At 67.8% G+C, this 15,844-nt stretch carries 12 protein-coding genes; 11 read left to right on the top strand and 1 reads right to left on the bottom strand.

The genetic code is table 11. From position 1 onward, the window contains the following. Positions 1-70 precede the first annotated feature (70 nt). Complete coding sequence (locus FO059_RS01635) at positions 71-1,126, top strand: mechanosensitive ion channel family protein (RefSeq protein ID WP_143905807.1); 1,056 nt, start codon at positions 71-73, stop codon at positions 1,124-1,126. A gap of 10 nt (positions 1,127-1,136) precedes the next feature. On the opposite strand, the gene FO059_RS18275 is transcribed toward FO059_RS01635, so the two are convergent. Beyond that, entirely contained in the window at positions 1,137-1,715 is a 579-nt protein-coding gene (locus FO059_RS18275) for a hypothetical protein (RefSeq protein WP_158726582.1), read from the bottom strand. 303 nt (positions 1,716-2,018) lie between these two features. Between FO059_RS18275 and FO059_RS01650 the strand changes: the two genes are divergently transcribed. The 10 genes from FO059_RS01650 to FO059_RS01695 all read left to right on the top strand — a co-directional run bounded on the left by FO059_RS01650 (position 2,019) and on the right by FO059_RS01695 (position 15,435). Beyond that, a complete protein-coding gene (locus FO059_RS01650) occupies positions 2,019-2,600 on the top strand; it encodes an HdeD family acid-resistance protein (RefSeq protein ID WP_143905812.1) in 582 nt (193 codons plus the stop codon). Positions 2,601-2,620: 20 nt separating this feature from the next. Further along, a complete protein-coding gene (locus FO059_RS01655) occupies positions 2,621-3,295 on the top strand; it encodes a hypothetical protein (protein ID WP_143905814.1) in 675 nt (224 codons plus the stop codon). A 267-nt stretch (positions 3,296-3,562) separates the two neighbouring features. Beyond that, entirely contained in the window at positions 3,563-6,145 is a 2,583-nt protein-coding gene (locus FO059_RS01660; protein ID WP_143905815.1) for a YhgE/Pip domain-containing protein, read from the top strand. After that, complete coding sequence (locus tag FO059_RS01665) at positions 6,142-8,337, top strand: YhgE/Pip domain-containing protein (RefSeq protein ID WP_143905817.1); 2,196 nt, start codon at positions 6,142-6,144, stop codon at positions 8,335-8,337. Before FO059_RS01660 ends, FO059_RS01665 begins: the two co-directional genes overlap by 4 nt. 765 nt (positions 8,338-9,102) lie before the next feature. Further along, the gene (locus tag FO059_RS01670; protein ID WP_143905819.1) at positions 9,103-10,494 is read left to right on the top strand and encodes a glutamate decarboxylase; all 1,392 of its coding nucleotides are present in this window, start codon (positions 9,103-9,105) and stop codon (positions 10,492-10,494) included. Between the two features lie 9 nt (positions 10,495-10,503). After that, complete coding sequence (locus FO059_RS01675) at positions 10,504-11,910, top strand: threonine/serine exporter family protein (protein ID WP_143905821.1); 1,407 nt, start codon at positions 10,504-10,506, stop codon at positions 11,908-11,910. 40 nt (positions 11,911-11,950) lie between these two features. Next, on the top strand, positions 11,951-12,601 hold the full coding sequence (locus FO059_RS01680) for a DUF6218 family protein (protein WP_143905822.1): 651 nt from the start codon (positions 11,951-11,953) through the stop codon (positions 12,599-12,601). Between the two features lie 149 nt (positions 12,602-12,750). After that, positions 12,751-13,686 carry a cysteine synthase A gene (cysK, locus tag FO059_RS01685; protein WP_143905824.1) on the top strand — a complete coding sequence of 312 codons (936 nt, stop codon included), beginning with the start codon at positions 12,751-12,753 and terminating at the stop codon, positions 13,684-13,686. A gap of 5 nt (positions 13,687-13,691) precedes the next feature. Beyond that, positions 13,692-14,285 (top strand): serine O-acetyltransferase EpsC, encoded by a 594-nt coding sequence (epsC, locus tag FO059_RS01690; RefSeq protein WP_233266875.1) that lies wholly within the window; start codon positions 13,692-13,694, stop codon positions 14,283-14,285. 22 nt (positions 14,286-14,307) lie between these two features. Then, positions 14,308-15,435, top strand: a complete 1,128-nt coding sequence (locus FO059_RS01695; RefSeq protein ID WP_372497929.1) for a flavin-containing monooxygenase — start codon at positions 14,308-14,310, stop codon at positions 15,433-15,435. The last annotated feature ends 409 nt before the right edge of the window (positions 15,436-15,844 follow it).

The raw sequence follows: 15,844 nt of genomic DNA on the forward strand, positions 1-15,844 counted from the left end.
CCTTCCCATGTGGCGCAGACCGCGCCGCCGGTGGTTTCGGGGACCGGCGGATCATCAGTAGCCTCGTGGCGTGAATCAGCTAGCTTTTCGACTGACGGACACCGGCCAGGAATGGCTGATCGACAAGCCCGTGCACATCGCGATCTACATCGTTCTCGCGTTGATCGTGCGCTACCTGCTGCACCGGGCGATCGATCACGTGACCCGCCCGGACGCCGACCCCGACTCCCGCAGGGCGAAGCGGCGCGAGCGGCGGGTGGCCAGACGCGCGGCCGCGGAGCAGGCCGAGGCGAACGGCGGCAACGCCACCGCGGAGCTGCACGTGGAAGAGGGAAGCGGGATCACCGCCGCGTTCCTGAAGAAGAACTCGCGCAAGCGCAGCGTGGAGGACCTGCGTGCCGAGGAGCAGCGCGACGAGCGCCGCGCCCAGCGGCTGGCGACCATCGGGTCGGTGCTCAAGTCGCTGGTGTCGTTCCTGGTGCTGCTGTGGGTGATCCTGCAGACGCTCGGCATCCTCGGCGTCAACGTGGCGCCGTTCATCGCCTCCGCCGGCATCGTGGGCGTCGCCCTGGGCTTCGGCGCGCAGGCTCTGGTGCGGGACTTCCTGTCGGGGCTGTTCATGTTGTTCGAGGACCAGTACGGCGTGGGCGACTGGGTGGACCTGGGCGAAGCGTCCGGCACCGTCGAGAGCGTCGGCCTTCGGGTGACGTCGGTGCGTGACCTGCACGGCACCATCTGGTACTGCCGCAACGGCGAGATCATGCGCGTGGGCAACTACAGCCAGGACTTCGGCGTCGCGTTCCTGGAATTCCCGGTCTCCTACGGGGCGGATGTCGACCTCGCGTGCCGCATCGCGCTGGACACCGCCAAGCAGGCCGCGGCCGAGGAGCCCATCAAGTCCAACCTGCTCTCGGCGCCGGAGCTGCAGGGCGTCAACGCTCTCGACGCGGACTCGTGGACCCTGCGGATGACGGTGGTGACCCGGGCGAACATGCAGTGGGCGACCGAGCGCGAGCTGCGGCGCAGAATCCGCATCGCGTTCGACAAGGCCGGCGTGAGCGCGCCTTACCCGGGCGGGCTGCCGGTGACGCCGATCAAGGACATGGCCCCGCAGCCGTCGGAGTGACGGGCTCAGGTCAGCGTTCGGCCGGTGCGGTCGCCCACCAGCGGGTGGAGCCCCAGGCGCCGAAGGCCAGCAGCACGAATCCCGGGACCACGCCCGCCACCACGGCGGTGGCCTCGCCGGACGTGTCCAGACCGGCGAACACGAGCCCGAGGACGCCGCAGGCGCCGATTACGGCTCCGAGGACGTGGAAGAAGCGCAGCCGGAACAGTCGGCCCATGGGGAAGAAGTGCACCCCTACGACAAGGGACACCCAGGCGACCCCGGCGTGCGGGGCGCCCAGGACACCGTTGATCACGGCGAGGCCGCCGAACAGCGCGACCACCTCGCCCGCGACGATCAGCCGGTAGCCGCGTGCGAATCCCGGCGGCGGCGAGTCGCCGCGGAGATCGCCGGCGGGGGACGTGGAGCGCGTCGCGACGGCGCCGGCCGCGATGGAGCCCGCCGTCGCGACGGCGAGGGCGATGGCGGCGATGCGGGCCGTCCACGCGGCCGCGGCCGGCAGAGGCCACGAATTGACCAGTACGTAGACGACACCGAATCCGGCGGCGACCAGCGACCCGACCAGCTGTCCGCGAGAGGGCTGATGCACGAGGCGTCCTTTCGTGGGATGCGGGGCTGCCCAACCTACGCCCCCGGCGGGTAGTCTCCTGAGGCGTACGGGGCCACGCGTCCCCCGGATCAGGAGGTAGCAATGTCCTACATCATCTATGCGGCGTTGAAGGCCGGCGGGTTCTCGGAACCGGACGCGCGGTACTGGGCGACCCTGCTCGCGATCAACCCGGAGTAGACCCGGCTCCCCGGAACCGCCCCGCGGCCGCCGCCGGTGTGCCAATCTGGTCCCAGAAGCCGGGGGTCATGTGGTGGCCTCGGTCGGGATGAGGGGTGCCTGGGCATGCAAACGATGTACATGGAGGAACGCGGGTTCCCGGAGTCCGCGTCGAAGGCGCGCGCGGCGATCCGGGCTGCCCTGATCACCTCTGCGGTGGCGGCGATCGTCCTCGGCGTCATCGCGCTGTTCTGGCCCGGTCCCACGCTGGTCGCCGTAGCGGTGCTGTTCGGGCTCTGGCTGGTGATCGGCGGCGTCATGCGCATCGCCACCGCCATCACGTCGCACTTCCTGTCCGCCGGCATGCGCTGGACGCTGGGGATCCTCGGCGTCCTCGTCGTCATCGCAGGGATCGTGTGCTTGTTCCACCCCGGCCAGGCGCTGTGGGTGCTGACCGTCTTCATCGGCATCAGCTGGATCCTCGACGGCGTGATGGCGCTGTTCTCCGGGCGGGACCGGGCCACCGTCGGCCCGCGCTGGCTGTACATCGCGGGCGCGGTGATCTCGGTGGTCGCCGGCATCATCGTGCTGGCCATGCCCGCCGTCGCAGTGGCGACGTTCGCGATGTTCGGCGGGATCCTGCTCATCGTCATCGGGATCGTCACGCTGTTCACCCTTCCTCCGTCGGAAGCGCTGAAACGTGCGTGACCGACGGATATCGTGATCGCATGCTCATCCGGCCCACGCTGCGACTGCAATCCATTGGCTTCTGTATAGGATCGACGTTCTTCTTCATCGGAGCCGTACCCGGGCTGGCTTCCGTGATGGGTGCACTGACCACCAATATCGTGTTCTTCATCGGGTCGTGGTTCTTCACCGGTGCGGCATTCGTCCAATTATTGCTGGCCGGGCCGCGCTTCGTGGACTACAAGGGGGGCCGGGCGATCAGCGCCGCCTGGCTGGTGGCATCCTCGCAATTCATCGGCACGCTCCTGTTCAATGTCAGCACGGGCGCGGCGATCACCGCGCACGGCACGCACAGCGAGCAGGTGAACGTATGGGTGCCGGACGCGGCGGGTTCCGTGGCGTTCCTGGTCAGCGCGTGCTTCGCGATGCTCGGACTGATCCGCTCGCACGAATTGATGAAGGTGATCTACCGGGACACGCTCAGCGGCTGGTCGAATTGGATCGGGTGCGTCGCGTTCGGGCTCTCGGCCATCGGAGCATTCGTATACAAGGACGGCGTCACAGTGGATTCGCACCTGGCGAACCTGGGCACGATGATCGGCGCGCTCTGCTTCTTCATCGCTTCTATCTTCTACGTCGGCCGTGCGGGGGAGAAGCCCGCCGAGATTCCGTCGGCGGCGGCCGGCGAGGAGGACGGCGGCCTGAGATACGGGTGATCACGTCGCTCTCCCTATCGCTCTGCCCGGTATAGATGCCTGCCGCTACCCGCGTCCGGCGGCCCGTCGTCAACCCGCCGCGGATTCCGAAGAGCCGATTCGCTGAAAGCCGATGAAGGCAGCAGGTACGCTAATCAGGAATTCATCCGATCGGGCAGGTCGAACCAGCTGATCGGACCGTATTCTGGCCTGTAGCGGCCGAAGCATAGCCCAATCGTCACTTATCTGTGCGAACAGTGAGGTGTTCGCACGAATATCAGCGAGGGAATGTCCATGCGCAACGCCTCCAAGATGCTACGCCGTGACCTCACGCGCATACGTAGGGCGCCGAAGTCGTGGGCGATCATCATCGGATTGCTGGTGCTTCCTGCTTTGTACGCGTGGGTGAATATCGTGGCGTTCTGGAACCCCTACGGGAATGCAGAGCACATCAAGGTCGCCGTCGTCAACGAGGACCAAGGGGCCAGTACCGAGCTCACCGGTGAGGTGAACGTCGGCGATCAGGTGGTCGCCCAACTGAAGACCAACCATCAACTCGGTTGGGAGTTCATGAATCACGACGATGCGATGGACGCGGTCCGCTCGGGCGCGAGCTACGCCGCCATCATCATGCCGCCGGACTTCAGCAAGGATCTCCTGACCATCATCACTGGTGACTTCGTGCAGCCGCAGCTCGAGTACTACACCAACGAGAAGGCGAACGCGATCGCCCCCAAGATCACCGAGGTCGGCGCATCGACGCTGGACACGCAGATCAACTCGAAGTTCGTCTCAACGGTCGCGCAGACGATCGCCACGCAGGCCCGACAGGCGGGCATCGACACAGGGCAATGGTTGACCGGCTCGCGCAGCAACACATTGACCGCGTTGGACCAGGCGCTCACCACCGTTGAGGCCGCACGCGAGAGCCTGGCCGAGTTGCATGACGCGCTCGGCCCCGGTGCCGCAGCCGTCTCCGATGCCAAGGCCGCACTTGAGCGGGTGGACGCCGGCATCGTTGATGTGACCCACACGGTCTCGGATGCACAGGGACTGGTCAACGAGGTGCAGGGGAACCTGTTCGACTTCTCGGAGACCTTGACGGGAGCGTACGTCTCCGGTGCGCCGAACCTCACCGGTGCCACCACGCGCCTGAATCGGAGCATCCAGCAGGTCGCCGGAGGTGCCGACGCGGCGCGCGCCGCGCTGACCACGGCGAAGCGGGACGTGCAGGGAGTGATAGACGCCAACCAGGGGCTGCTGGCCACGATGCGCCCGTTGGTCGGCGCACTCCCCGATGCGGTACCGATCAAGGCCCGGATTCAGCAAGTGATCGACGAGGTCTCCGCGCAGACGGCCCGTGATCAACAGCTCCTGGCCACGCTCGGCGACGCCACCGCCGACGTGTCGACGGTGTCCGATCAGACTGCCGCGGCTTCAGGGGCGATGAGAGCCGTCGAGCAATCGTCCTCCGCTCTGCACGGCGTACTCGCCGGAACGTTCCCGAGCCTCAACCAGTCCATGTCCTCGTTGTCCACCAGTGTCGGCGCCTTCTCCTCGGCGCTCGATTCGCAACGTGTGCTTGTGCGCGAGGCCGTGGGGATGCTCTCCGATCTCGAATCACTGCTGGGCAAGACGGATACGGCCGTGACCTCGCTCGACGGCAATCTGCAGGATGTGCAGTCGGATCTGACCACGTTGCAGACCGACTTGGACGCGATCACCGCTGCGGACATTTGGAACCAGGTGAACGCGCTGACCTCGCTCGACCCCAAGTCGATCGCGGGGTTCATGGCGGGACCGGTGCAGGTCCATGAGAACGACTTGTTCCCGGTGCCGGCGTACGGATCGTCGATGGCACCGTTGTTCACCAATCTGTCTCTGTGGATCGCAGGGTTCGTGTTGATGGTGCTGTTCAAGCTGGAGGCTGATGCCGAGGGCATCGAAGGCCTGACGGTGAAGCAGGGGTACTTCGGTCGTTGGTTGCTGTTCGCGGTGATGAGCGTCATCCAGGGCCTGCTGGTGAGCATAGGAAACGTATTGATCGGTGTGCAGACGGTGAATCCGGTCGTCTACGTGCTGACATGTGTCTTTATCGGGCTCGTCTACATGTCGATCATCTATGCTCTGTCGGTCTCCTTCGGCTACATCGGGAAGGGGATCGCCGTATTGCTGGTGATCATGCAGATTCCCGGCGCCTCGGGCATCTACCCGATTGAGATGATGCCGGACTTCTTCAGGGCGCTTTTCCCCTTCTTCCCGTTCACCTACGGTATCGATGCGATGCGCGAGACCATCGGCGGCTTCTACGGCTTCCATTATCTCCGGTACATGGCCGTTCTCGCCCTGTTTGCCGTACTGTCCTTCGTCCTCGGGGTCTTCCTCCGTCAACGGCTCGGAAACTTCGCGCGACTGTTCAACAGGAGATTGGCGGACACCGGTCTGTTCCTGAGCGAGGAAGTGCAGACATTGGGATCGCGACGGCGTCTCACGCAACTCGTGCGCGCACTGACCAATCGTGACAAGTTCCGTGCAGACAACGATAGGCATCGGAGTTGGTTCGACATGAACCATAAACTCCTGCAGCGTGCGGCGTTGATCATCGGCCTGATAGGCACCGTGGTGTTGTTGGCGATCGGGACTGCATTCCCGGACGCCAAGGCCACCGTTCTCGGCCTGTGGGGGGTGCTGTGCCTCCTCGTGATGGCCGGGATCATCCTGATCGAATACATCAGCCAGAACATCATCTACGGAACGGAGGTGGCCGATCTGCCCGACGACGAGCTGAAGCGCAAGCTGGCCGCCGAAGAGGTTGCGATCCGTTCCGATGCACGCCTTGACCAGCTGGATCTGCGGGGGCAGAACGCATGAACAACATTGTCACCCTGATCCGCCAGGACTTCAGGCAGGCCACACGTTCTGTGATTCCAGTGATTGTCCTGGTCGGGGTCATACTGATCCCTTCGTTCTTCGCGTGGTTCAACGTGCTCTCGAGTTGGAAACCATTCGATAACGTGAGCAACCTCAAAATCGCTGTTGCCAGCGCGGATGAGGGTTTTGAGAGCAGCCTTTTCCCTATGCGACTCAATGTGGGAGAGCAAGTGGTATCGCAGCTACGGGCCAACAGCGATATCGACTGGCAGTTCGTCTCCAAGAGTGAGGCGATTGACGGCACAAAATCGGAGAAATACTACGCGGCGATCGTGCTGCCCCCGGATTTCAGTAAGAAGATGCTCACTTTTCTTTCGCCCGGCGCGTCTCCGGTGGATATCGACCTCTATGTGAACGAGAAGAAGAACGCGCTCTCGTCCCTGATCACCGGAGAGGCTGCGACAGAGGTCTCGACGCAGATCAATACGAGTTTCACGCAGACGCTCGACGAGGTCGGCTTGGCGCTGGTGTCGTCCCTGGCGACCCATCTCGAGGACTCGGACGCGCAGGAGACCTTGGACAGGCTCAAGTCGGCGGTCGGCAGGATCTCGGTGCAGTTGAACTCCGCGGCCGGCACCGCGGGCATGTTCGCGGGTCTGCTCTCGTCTGCCGACTCTCTTCTGTCGAGCGCCGGCTCTCTCTCCTCGTCGGCATCGCAAGCGGTCCAGGACACCACCGGCGCGATCGGCCAGGGTGTGGAGTCCGTGGGCTCGGTGCAGGGCGTGCTGACGTCGGCCTCTGAGCTGTTGTCCAAAGTCTTCACGGCGAATGCCGACAGCTATGACGCGCTTCGCGCCGAGATCAATCGGACCTTCGGTCAGGCTCCCGCGGCACAACAGGCTGGAGACGGGCTCGCGCAGGCGTCGGGGATGGTGGATGGGCAGGTCGCGGCATATACGCAACTACGTGATCAGTTGAGAGCCCAGGAATCGACGCCCGGACTCGACCCCGTGGCCCGGGGGGCGGTGGGTCTGCTGGCGGACAGTGTCGACGCCGTCATCGACCGTCAGGTGGCACTCAGGCGGGGGCTCGATGCGGCGTCGTCGCCCGCGTCGCAGGGAATCGTGGATCGTGAGGCGACGCGCAAGGCGATACTCCAGGATGTCGATGGCGCGCAGTCCGCGCTCACCGCCGCCCGTGATCAGTACACGAACAGCCTGCAACCGCAGCTCGCCCGTCTCGCAGCCGACTTGCAAGCCGTGCAGGGCAGTTTCGCCGGTATCGGTCGGGATCTGCGCGCGGCGGATCAATCGCTGGCTGCCGGCGCGGGCTCGCTGAGCGCGAGCCTGTCGGACGGCGAGACTGCGGCTCGGCTGCTGGCGAGCGGCCTCGGCAAGTCCGCTGATGCCTTCGCCCAGCTCGACGAAGCCCTCCAACAGGCGTCGAAATCGGGTGATCTGAGTGAAGTCTCCCGGATCATCGGCTCCAGTCCGGCGAAGTTCGCCGCGGAGCTCGCCTCACCGGTCAGCCTGGATACGATTCCAGTGTTCAAGGTCGACAATTTCGGCTCCCAGATGGCGCCGCTGTACTCGGTGCTGGGTCTCTGGGTGGGGGCGCTGCTGCTGTCGGTGCTCATTCGCGCCGAGGTCTCTCGGGATGCTCTTCCTCCGCTGAAGCGTCCGCTTCGGCCGTGGCAGGAGTACTTCGGTCACTATGTGATATTCGGCGGGCTCGCATTCGTGCAGAGCACGCTGCTCTTCGTCGGTCTCATCGGCTTTGTCGGAGTGCGGCCGGTCCACCCGCTCCTGTTGATTCTCGCGGGCTGGGTCATGGCGTTCGTCTTCTCACTCATCACCTATACGCTCGTGCTGGCGTTCGGGGAGGCGGGTAAGGCGATAGCAGTCCTCCTGCTGGTCGTACAGATCTCCGCGGGCGGGGGTGCGTATCCGTTGGACGTCTTGCCGCAGTGGTTCCAGAACATCAGTCCCTTCGTCCCCGTCTCCCACGCGACGAGCGCTGTGCGCTCGGCCATCGCCGGGATCTATCAAGGCGACTACTGGAAGGACCTGGGCTGGCTCCTGCTGTTCATCGTGCCGACCCTGTTCATCGGTCTGGTGTTGCGCCTGGCGGTGAGGAAGTTCAACGACGACTTGAACAAGTCGCTCGAGGGGACCAAGCTGATGAGCGTGTGATCGCTCCCCCGAAGGGGTCTTGCCCCGGGGTGCGTACCATCCAGTCACGTGCGCGGAATCGGAGAATACGATCGCATTTCCGGCCGGCACGAATTGTGCGGAATGCAGGTCGATGCGCGGGATGTGCAGGAGAAGTCCGTTCGTGCGAATCAGCATCCATTGAATAGGATGCGCTGCACGCGAGCCGAATAGCGGCCGCGGCCGCCTGCGATTCACGTTCGCTGAGGTCTTGATCGCCACGGCCATGCTCGGTCTCAGTGGCTGCGGGCCTGCTCTTGCCGGCCGCGCATGACCCGCAGATCAGCCGGAATCGCCGGACTTGCTCGATTTTCCGCATGTGCCGTCCGTCGTGCTGCTAGGTTCGCATCATGGTTGAATTCGGCGGCGCGCAACCGGCGGCACGCGCCGCGCAGTGTGTGCGAGGTGGGCCGCGGTGAAAGGGTCGTGGGGGCATTCTTTCGGCTCCGTCGATCTCGACGTCGCCGCGGGCCGGGTAATGACCAAAACGACACCGTGCGGCTGCGCCGGAAATGCGCTCGTGATGACGCATTGCGGGCGGAAGCATGATTATCACGGCGAGCTGTCGACGCCCGGTTTCGACAGTCGGCCTCGCAATGCGTTCTCGCGCTCGCCGATCGCCCGGATGGACGCTGTGGACGAATTCGTCGACCTCCCGCCGGTGCCGCCGACCACCCCGCACCGCCGATCGCCCCGCACCGCCTGCCGCAGACTCCCATGCTCACGACCACGGAGGTATTACCGACCATGACGCTTCCACGCTCCGCCGGCCCCAACCGCACCGGCACCATCGCCCCCGCGTACACGGGGCGCCTGAGCACCGACCCTGTTCCGCGCCTGCGGATGCCGGACTCGGAGATGGAACCCGGCGCCGCCTACCGGTTCATCCACGACGAGCTCATGCTCGACGGCAGCTCGCGGCTCAACCTGGCCACCTTCGTCAGCACGTGGATGGACCCCGAAGCCGACAAGCTGATGGCCGAATCGTTCGACAAGAACATGATCGACAAGGACGAGTACCCGTCGACCGCAGCGATCGAGGCCCGGTCCGTCGCCATGGTGGCCGACCTCTTCCACGCCCCGGGCTTGTCGGAGACGGACCCGGCCTCCGCCACCGGCGTGAGCACCATCGGCTCGTCGGAGGCGGTCATGCTGGCGGGTCTGGCGATGAAGTGGCGCTGGCGCCAGCGCCGGCAGGCCGCCGGCCAGGACGCCACCAAGCCGAACCTCGTCCTCGGCTCCAACGTGCAAGTGGTGTGGGAGAAGTTCTGCCGCTACTTCGACGTGGAGGCCAAGTACCTTCCGATGGAGCCGGGCCGCTACGTCATCACCCCCGAGCAGGTGCGGGAGGCGGTGGACGAGAACACCATCGGCGTCTGCGCGATCCTCGGCACCACCTACACCGGCGAGTTCGAGCCCATCGCGGCCATCTCCGAGGTGCTCGACAAGCTGGCGGCGGACGGCGGGCCGGACGTGCCCATGCACGTCGACGGCGCGTCCGGCGGCTTCGTCGCCCCGTTCCTGCACCCGGACCTGGAATGGGACTTCCGCAATCCGCGCGTGGTCTCGATCAACGTCAGCGGGCACAAGTACGGGCTGACCTATCCCGGCATCGGCTTCGTGGTGTGGCGCAGCGCCGACTACCTGCCGGAGGACCTCGTGTTCCGCGTCAATTACCTGGGCGGCGACATGCCCACGTTCACGCTGAACTTCTCGCGCCCCGGCAACCAGGTGGTGGGCCAGTACTACAACTTCATCCGCCTCGGCCGCGAGGGATACCAGGCCATCATGGAGACGCTGCGGGACACCGCCGTGTGGATCGGCAAGCAGGTCGAGCAGATCGACGGGCTGCGCCTGGTCAGCGACGGGACGGCCATCCCGGTACTGGCGTTCGAACGCGACTCGACCGACGGGTACTCCGTCTTCGACGTCTCGCACGAGCTGCGCTCGCGGGGGTGGCAGGTGCCGGCGTACACGATGCCGGAGGGCGCCGAGGACGTCGCGGTGCTGCGCGTGGTGGTCCGCGAGGGCTTCAGCAGGGACCTCGCGGCGCGGATGGTGGACGACCTGAAGACTGTGTGCAAGCGGCTCGAGGGGGGAGTGGAGATCAAGTCGGCGGCCCGGCACTTCGCCCACTGACCCAAGGCGGTGCCTGAACCCTCCCGGCCGAACGGGACGCATGACCGCGACTACGTCCACCGGGTTCTCGACGCGGCGTTGCGCATCGGCTCGCTGCTGCTGTCGAGCAATTCGGGCACCGCCGACGTCGCGGCGACGATGTCCGCCATCACCGGGACATACGGGCTGCAGAACACCCAACTGGACGTCACCGCGACGACGATCATCCTGTCGGTGCCGCGCGGCGTCGAGGGCGCCCCTCTGACCGTCATGTGGCACGTCAAGGGGCGTTCCCTCGACTACACCCGGCTGCACACCGTCCTGGACTTCGCGCAGCAGGTGGCCGACGAACGACCGGACCTGGACTGGGTGCACCGACGGATCGACGAGCTGGACGCCGCGCCGCCCCCCTACAACAGCTGGGTGTCCACAGTGGCGTTCGGGGCGATGGCGGCGAGCTTCTCGGTGCTGCTCGGGGCAGGGGCGGTCGTCGTGGCGATCGCCGCGGTGACCACGTCCGTGATCGACAGGATCGGCAGGATTCTGGCCGACCGTGGCCTTCCGATACTGTTCCGGCAGGCCGTGGCCGGGCTCGTCGCGACGGGGGTGACGCTGTCGCTCGACGCCGTCGGCAGGCTCCCCGAGGGGGCGAACCCGTCGCTGGTGGTGGCGGCGAACATCGTCGCGCTGATGTCGGGCATGGCGATCGTGTCGTCCGTGCAGGACTCGATCACCGGCTACTACCTGACATCCGTCGGCCGGATCATGGAGATCCTGCTGTCGATGGTCGGGATCTTCGTCGGGGTCGGGGCGGCGCTGCGGATCGGCGACGCGTTCCACGTCGACGCCTCGGTCAGCCCCGAGTCCGTCGCGGGCTGGCTGAGCGTGCCGGTCATGGTGGCGGCGGGCGCGGTGGGCGCGGCGGCGGCCGCGGTGTCCAGCTACGCCCCGGCGCGCGCGGCGGGCGCGGCGGGCGCCGCCGGGTCGCTGGGCGCGCTGATCTATTTCGGGATGATGCACCTGCACGCCGGAAATGTGGCCAGCTCGTTCGTCGCCGCCACGGCCATCGGCCTGGCGGGCGCGGTGGTGGCGCACCGGTTCTCGGTGCCGCCGCTGGTCATCGTGATGTCGGGAATCGTCCCGCTGGTGCCCGGGGTGACCACCTACCGCGGGTTCGTCACGCTCGTCGAGGGCCACTCGGCGCAGGGGGTAGGCACGCTCGTGGTCGCGGCCGGCACCGCGGTGGCGCTGGCCGCGGGCGTGGTCTTCGGGCCGTTGCTGGCGCCGGTTACGCGCCGGCAGATCCGGCAGATGCGGACGCTCGGAGCCGAACTCGGTCCGCGGTTCGACAGCCGGTGGTCGCGGACGCCGACGCTGGCGGGCATCGATCTGCGCCGGCGGCACTTCACGCACCACCATCGGCGTCGGCCCCGGTGACGGCCGGGCGGGTGGCCGGCCGTGCCGATACGATTCGGGCATGACCGGTAACCAGGCCACGTCTGCACAGCCCGACCCGGACCTCGTCCGCGTCGTCCGCGACACCGTCGCCGTCGTCGACGCGCCGGGACCGGACGGCGCGGCGGTGGCGGTGTGGCACATCGACGTGGGACCGGACAACGGCCTCGCCCGCCCGTGCGGCGCGTGGCTGCTCGCCGTCGATTCTGCCGCCCCCGACTGTTCCGGCGACGCGGCCGGCCAGGTGCGGGCGCTGGTCCGCGGCCGCAGGGTCCTCGCGACCGGGGCGGGCGCGCAGGCCCTGGCGCGGCTGCACCCGGAGATCGACGGCTACCTGGACGGCGACGCGACCGTGCGGGGAGTGGGCGAAGAGATCGAGCTTCTGCAGCGGGCGTTCGAGCAGCATCTGGATGAGACGGGCCGCAAGTTCGTCCCGCCGGCGTGGCCGGAAGTCCCTGCGGGGCTGGACCCGGACGCGCAGGGCGGCCGACCGGACGCGTCGCACGGGGCGGGCGGCGACGACGGGACCGCCACCGCGCTGGAGCTCGGCCGTCGGCTCGCGGATCTTGCCGACACCTGGCAGCAGGTGGAGCGGCAACGCCTGGCCAGGCGGTTCCTGCGGAAGCTCGGGGGCGACGCGCACCGTTCGCTGCCCGTCGTATTGCGCGGGTGAAACCGAGCCGTGCGGGTGAAACCGAGCCGTGCGGGAAGGATTGACGGCGCCGGGGGGTTGTCCGAAGAGACGCAGATTTCTCCGGGCACCGGACGGACGCCCGGCCGGAATATCGACCATCGGACGTGCTCCGCACGAGAGGATTCGACATGGGCAAGATCTACGGGAACGTCACCGAGCTGGTCGGGGGGACGCCGCTGGTGCGGCTGAACCGGCTCACCGAGGGAGTGGGCGCCACCGTCGCCGCGAAGCTCGAGTTCTTCGGCCCGGCGAACAGCGTCAAGGACCGCATCGGCGTGTCCATCATCGACGCGGCGGAGAAGGCGGGCGAGCTGCGGCCCGGCGGCACGATCGTCGAGGGCACCAGTGGCAACACCGGCATCGCGCTGGCCATGGTGGGCGCGGCGCGCGGCTACAAGGTGGTGTTGACGATGCCGGACACGATGTCCACGGAGCGCCGGATGATGCTGCGTGCGTTCGGCGCGGAGATCGTGCTCACCCCCGGCTCCGAGGGCATGAGCGGGGCGCTGGAGAAGGCGGAGCAGATCGTCGATTCCACCGACAACGCCATCCTGGCGCGACAGTTCGAGAACCCCGCCAACCCGGACATCCACGACGAGACCACCGGTGAAGAGGTGTGGGCGGACACCGACGGCGAGGTTGACATCTTCGTGGCCGGCATCGGCACCGGCGGCACGCTGACCGGCGTGGGCCGCAACCTCAAGCGTCGCAAGCCGGAGGTCCGCGTGGTGGGCGTGGAGCCCGTCGACTCGGCGATCCTCAACGGCGGCGCGCCCGGCCCGCACAAGATCCAGGGCCTGGGCGCCAACTTCGTGCCCGACGTGCTCGACCGCGCGGTGTACGACGAGATCATCGACGCCGGTTTCGACGATGCCGTGCGGGTGTCCCGCGAGCTCGCCACCCGGGAGGGGATCCTGGGCGGCATCTCGGCGGGGGCCAACGTGTGGGCGGCACTGGAGCTGGCCAAGCGCCCGGAGAACGCCGGCAAGCTCATTGTCGTCATCGTGCCCGACTTCGGCGAGCGCTACTTCTCCACGCCGCTGTTCGACCACATCCGGGAGTGACGGCGGTGGGCTTGTGGGGCCTGTCGGCGGCGGTACGCGAGGACCTGGCCGCGGCCCGCGCGCACGACCCGGCCGCGCGCGGCGACGTGGAGAATGCGCTGGTCTATTCGGGCCTGCACGCGATCTGGGCGTACCGGGCGGCGCACGCGATGTGGCGCCGGCCGGTGCTGCGGGCGCCGGCGCGGCTGCTCTCGCAGCTGGTGCGGGGGCTCACCGGCATCGAGATCCATCCGGCGGCGCGGATCGGCCGCCGCTTCTTCATCGACCACGGCATGGGCGTGGTGATCGGCGAGACGGCGGAGATCGGCGACGACGTGATGATCTACCACGGCGTCACGCTGGGCGGCACGTCGCTCGAGCGCGCCAAGCGGCATCCCACGCTGGGCGACAGGGTCACCGTCGGTGCCGGCGCGAAGATCCTGGGCCCGGTGACGATCGGGGCGGACAGCGCGGTGGGCGCCAACGCGGTGGTCACGCGGGACGCCCCGGCCGACTCCATCGTCGTCGGCATCCCGGCGCAGGCCCGCCCGCGCAAGCCCGCGCAGCATGAGCCGCTGGTGGACCCCACGAGCTACATCGACCCGGCGATGTACATCTGAGGACGCCGGTACATTCGGGAACGTGGAGATGCATGCCCGGGTGGCCGTCATCGGCGCGGGTCAGGCGGGGCTGTCCGCCGCCCACCATCTGCTGCGGCGGGGGCTGGGCCGCGACGCGCTGGTGGTGTGCGACGCGAACCCGGGCCCCGGCGGGGCCTGGCGGCACCGTTGGCCCACCCTCACTCTGAGCACCGTCAACGGGGTGCACGATCTGCCGGGCATGCCGTTCGCCGAGGTGCTCGGGGCGGGACAGGACCCGTTGTCGGTGCCGGCGGCGGAAGCGGTGCCGCGCTACTACTCCGCGTACGAGGAGCGAGAGGGCATAGCGGTGCGGCGGCCAGTGCGCGCCCACTGCGTCAGCGACGGCGGCGGCGGTGTCGGCGGAGCGTTCCGCGTCGAGGCGACCGGGCCGGACGGACCCCTGGTGATCCACGCCGCCGGGCTGGTCAACGCCACCGGAAGCTGGGAGCGGCCGTTCATCCCGCATTACCCCGGGGCGGAGAGGTTCCGCGGGCGGCAGATGCACACCAAGGACTACCGCGGCCCGGAGGAACTGGCGGGGCGGCGGGTGGTGGTCGTGGGCGGCGGCATCTCCGCGGTGGACATCCTCACCGAGGTGTCGGCGGTGGCGGACACGCTGTGGGTGACGCGCACTCCGCCGCGGTTCTCCGACGAGCCGTTCACGCCCGAGGTGGGCCGGCGCGCCGTCGCCCGCGTGGAGGACCGGGTGCGGCGGGGCCTGCCTCCCGGGTCGGTGGTCTCGGTGACGGGCATCCCCTGGAACCCGCGGTACCGCGAGGCCGAGGAGCGCGGGGCGCTGGCCCGGCGGCCGATGTTCACGTCGATCACCGAGGACGGGGTGCGGTGGGGCGGGCAGCAGGAAGAGCAGCGCGCCGACGTCATCGTGTGGGCCACGGGTTTCCGCAGTTCGCTCGATCACCTGGCCCCGCTGCGGTTGCGCGGACCCGGCGGCGGGATCACGATGACCGGCCGCCTGGCCACGCAGGTGCAGGGGCGGCCGCGGCTGCACCTCGTGGGCTACGGGCCGTCGGCCAGCACCATCGGCGCCAACCGGGCCGGGCGCGCCGTGGCGGCCGAGCTGCTGGACGCGCTGTCGGTCGATACCGGCGGCCGGGGTTCCGGTGAGTAGGAGGGTTCCGCGGCCTGCCGGCGGCGCGCAGTAGGTTGCGTCCTAGGAAATCGGGCCGGGAGGGGCCGGCCGCCGAGGACCGCGCGCACGCTGGCCGTAGCTGAGTACTCGCTACGGCCAGCTGTTTCTTCTCCGGGCCTGCTCATTCCGCGCACCTGTCACGCAGGCCGAGCGCGAGTTCCGGCGGCGTCGTGTGCAAAGGGTGCTCGGACCGGAGCGGGACGGATCACACCCGCGGAATTTGCGTCGCCGGTCCACGCCACTGCTAAAATGGTCGTGGCCTTCCAGCACGTGTGCCATACAGCCTGGATCCGGTGAAGCCAGATGCACTGATCGTATCCGGGTCGGGTGCCGCGGAATGGAACGCCAGCACACTGGTCAACGTCGCCCAGTGGGGTCGGTGGTCGGC

It is taken from the genome of Tomitella fengzijianii, assembly GCF_007559025.1.
GTDB lineage: Bacteria > Actinomycetota > Actinomycetes > Mycobacteriales > Mycobacteriaceae > Tomitella > Tomitella fengzijianii.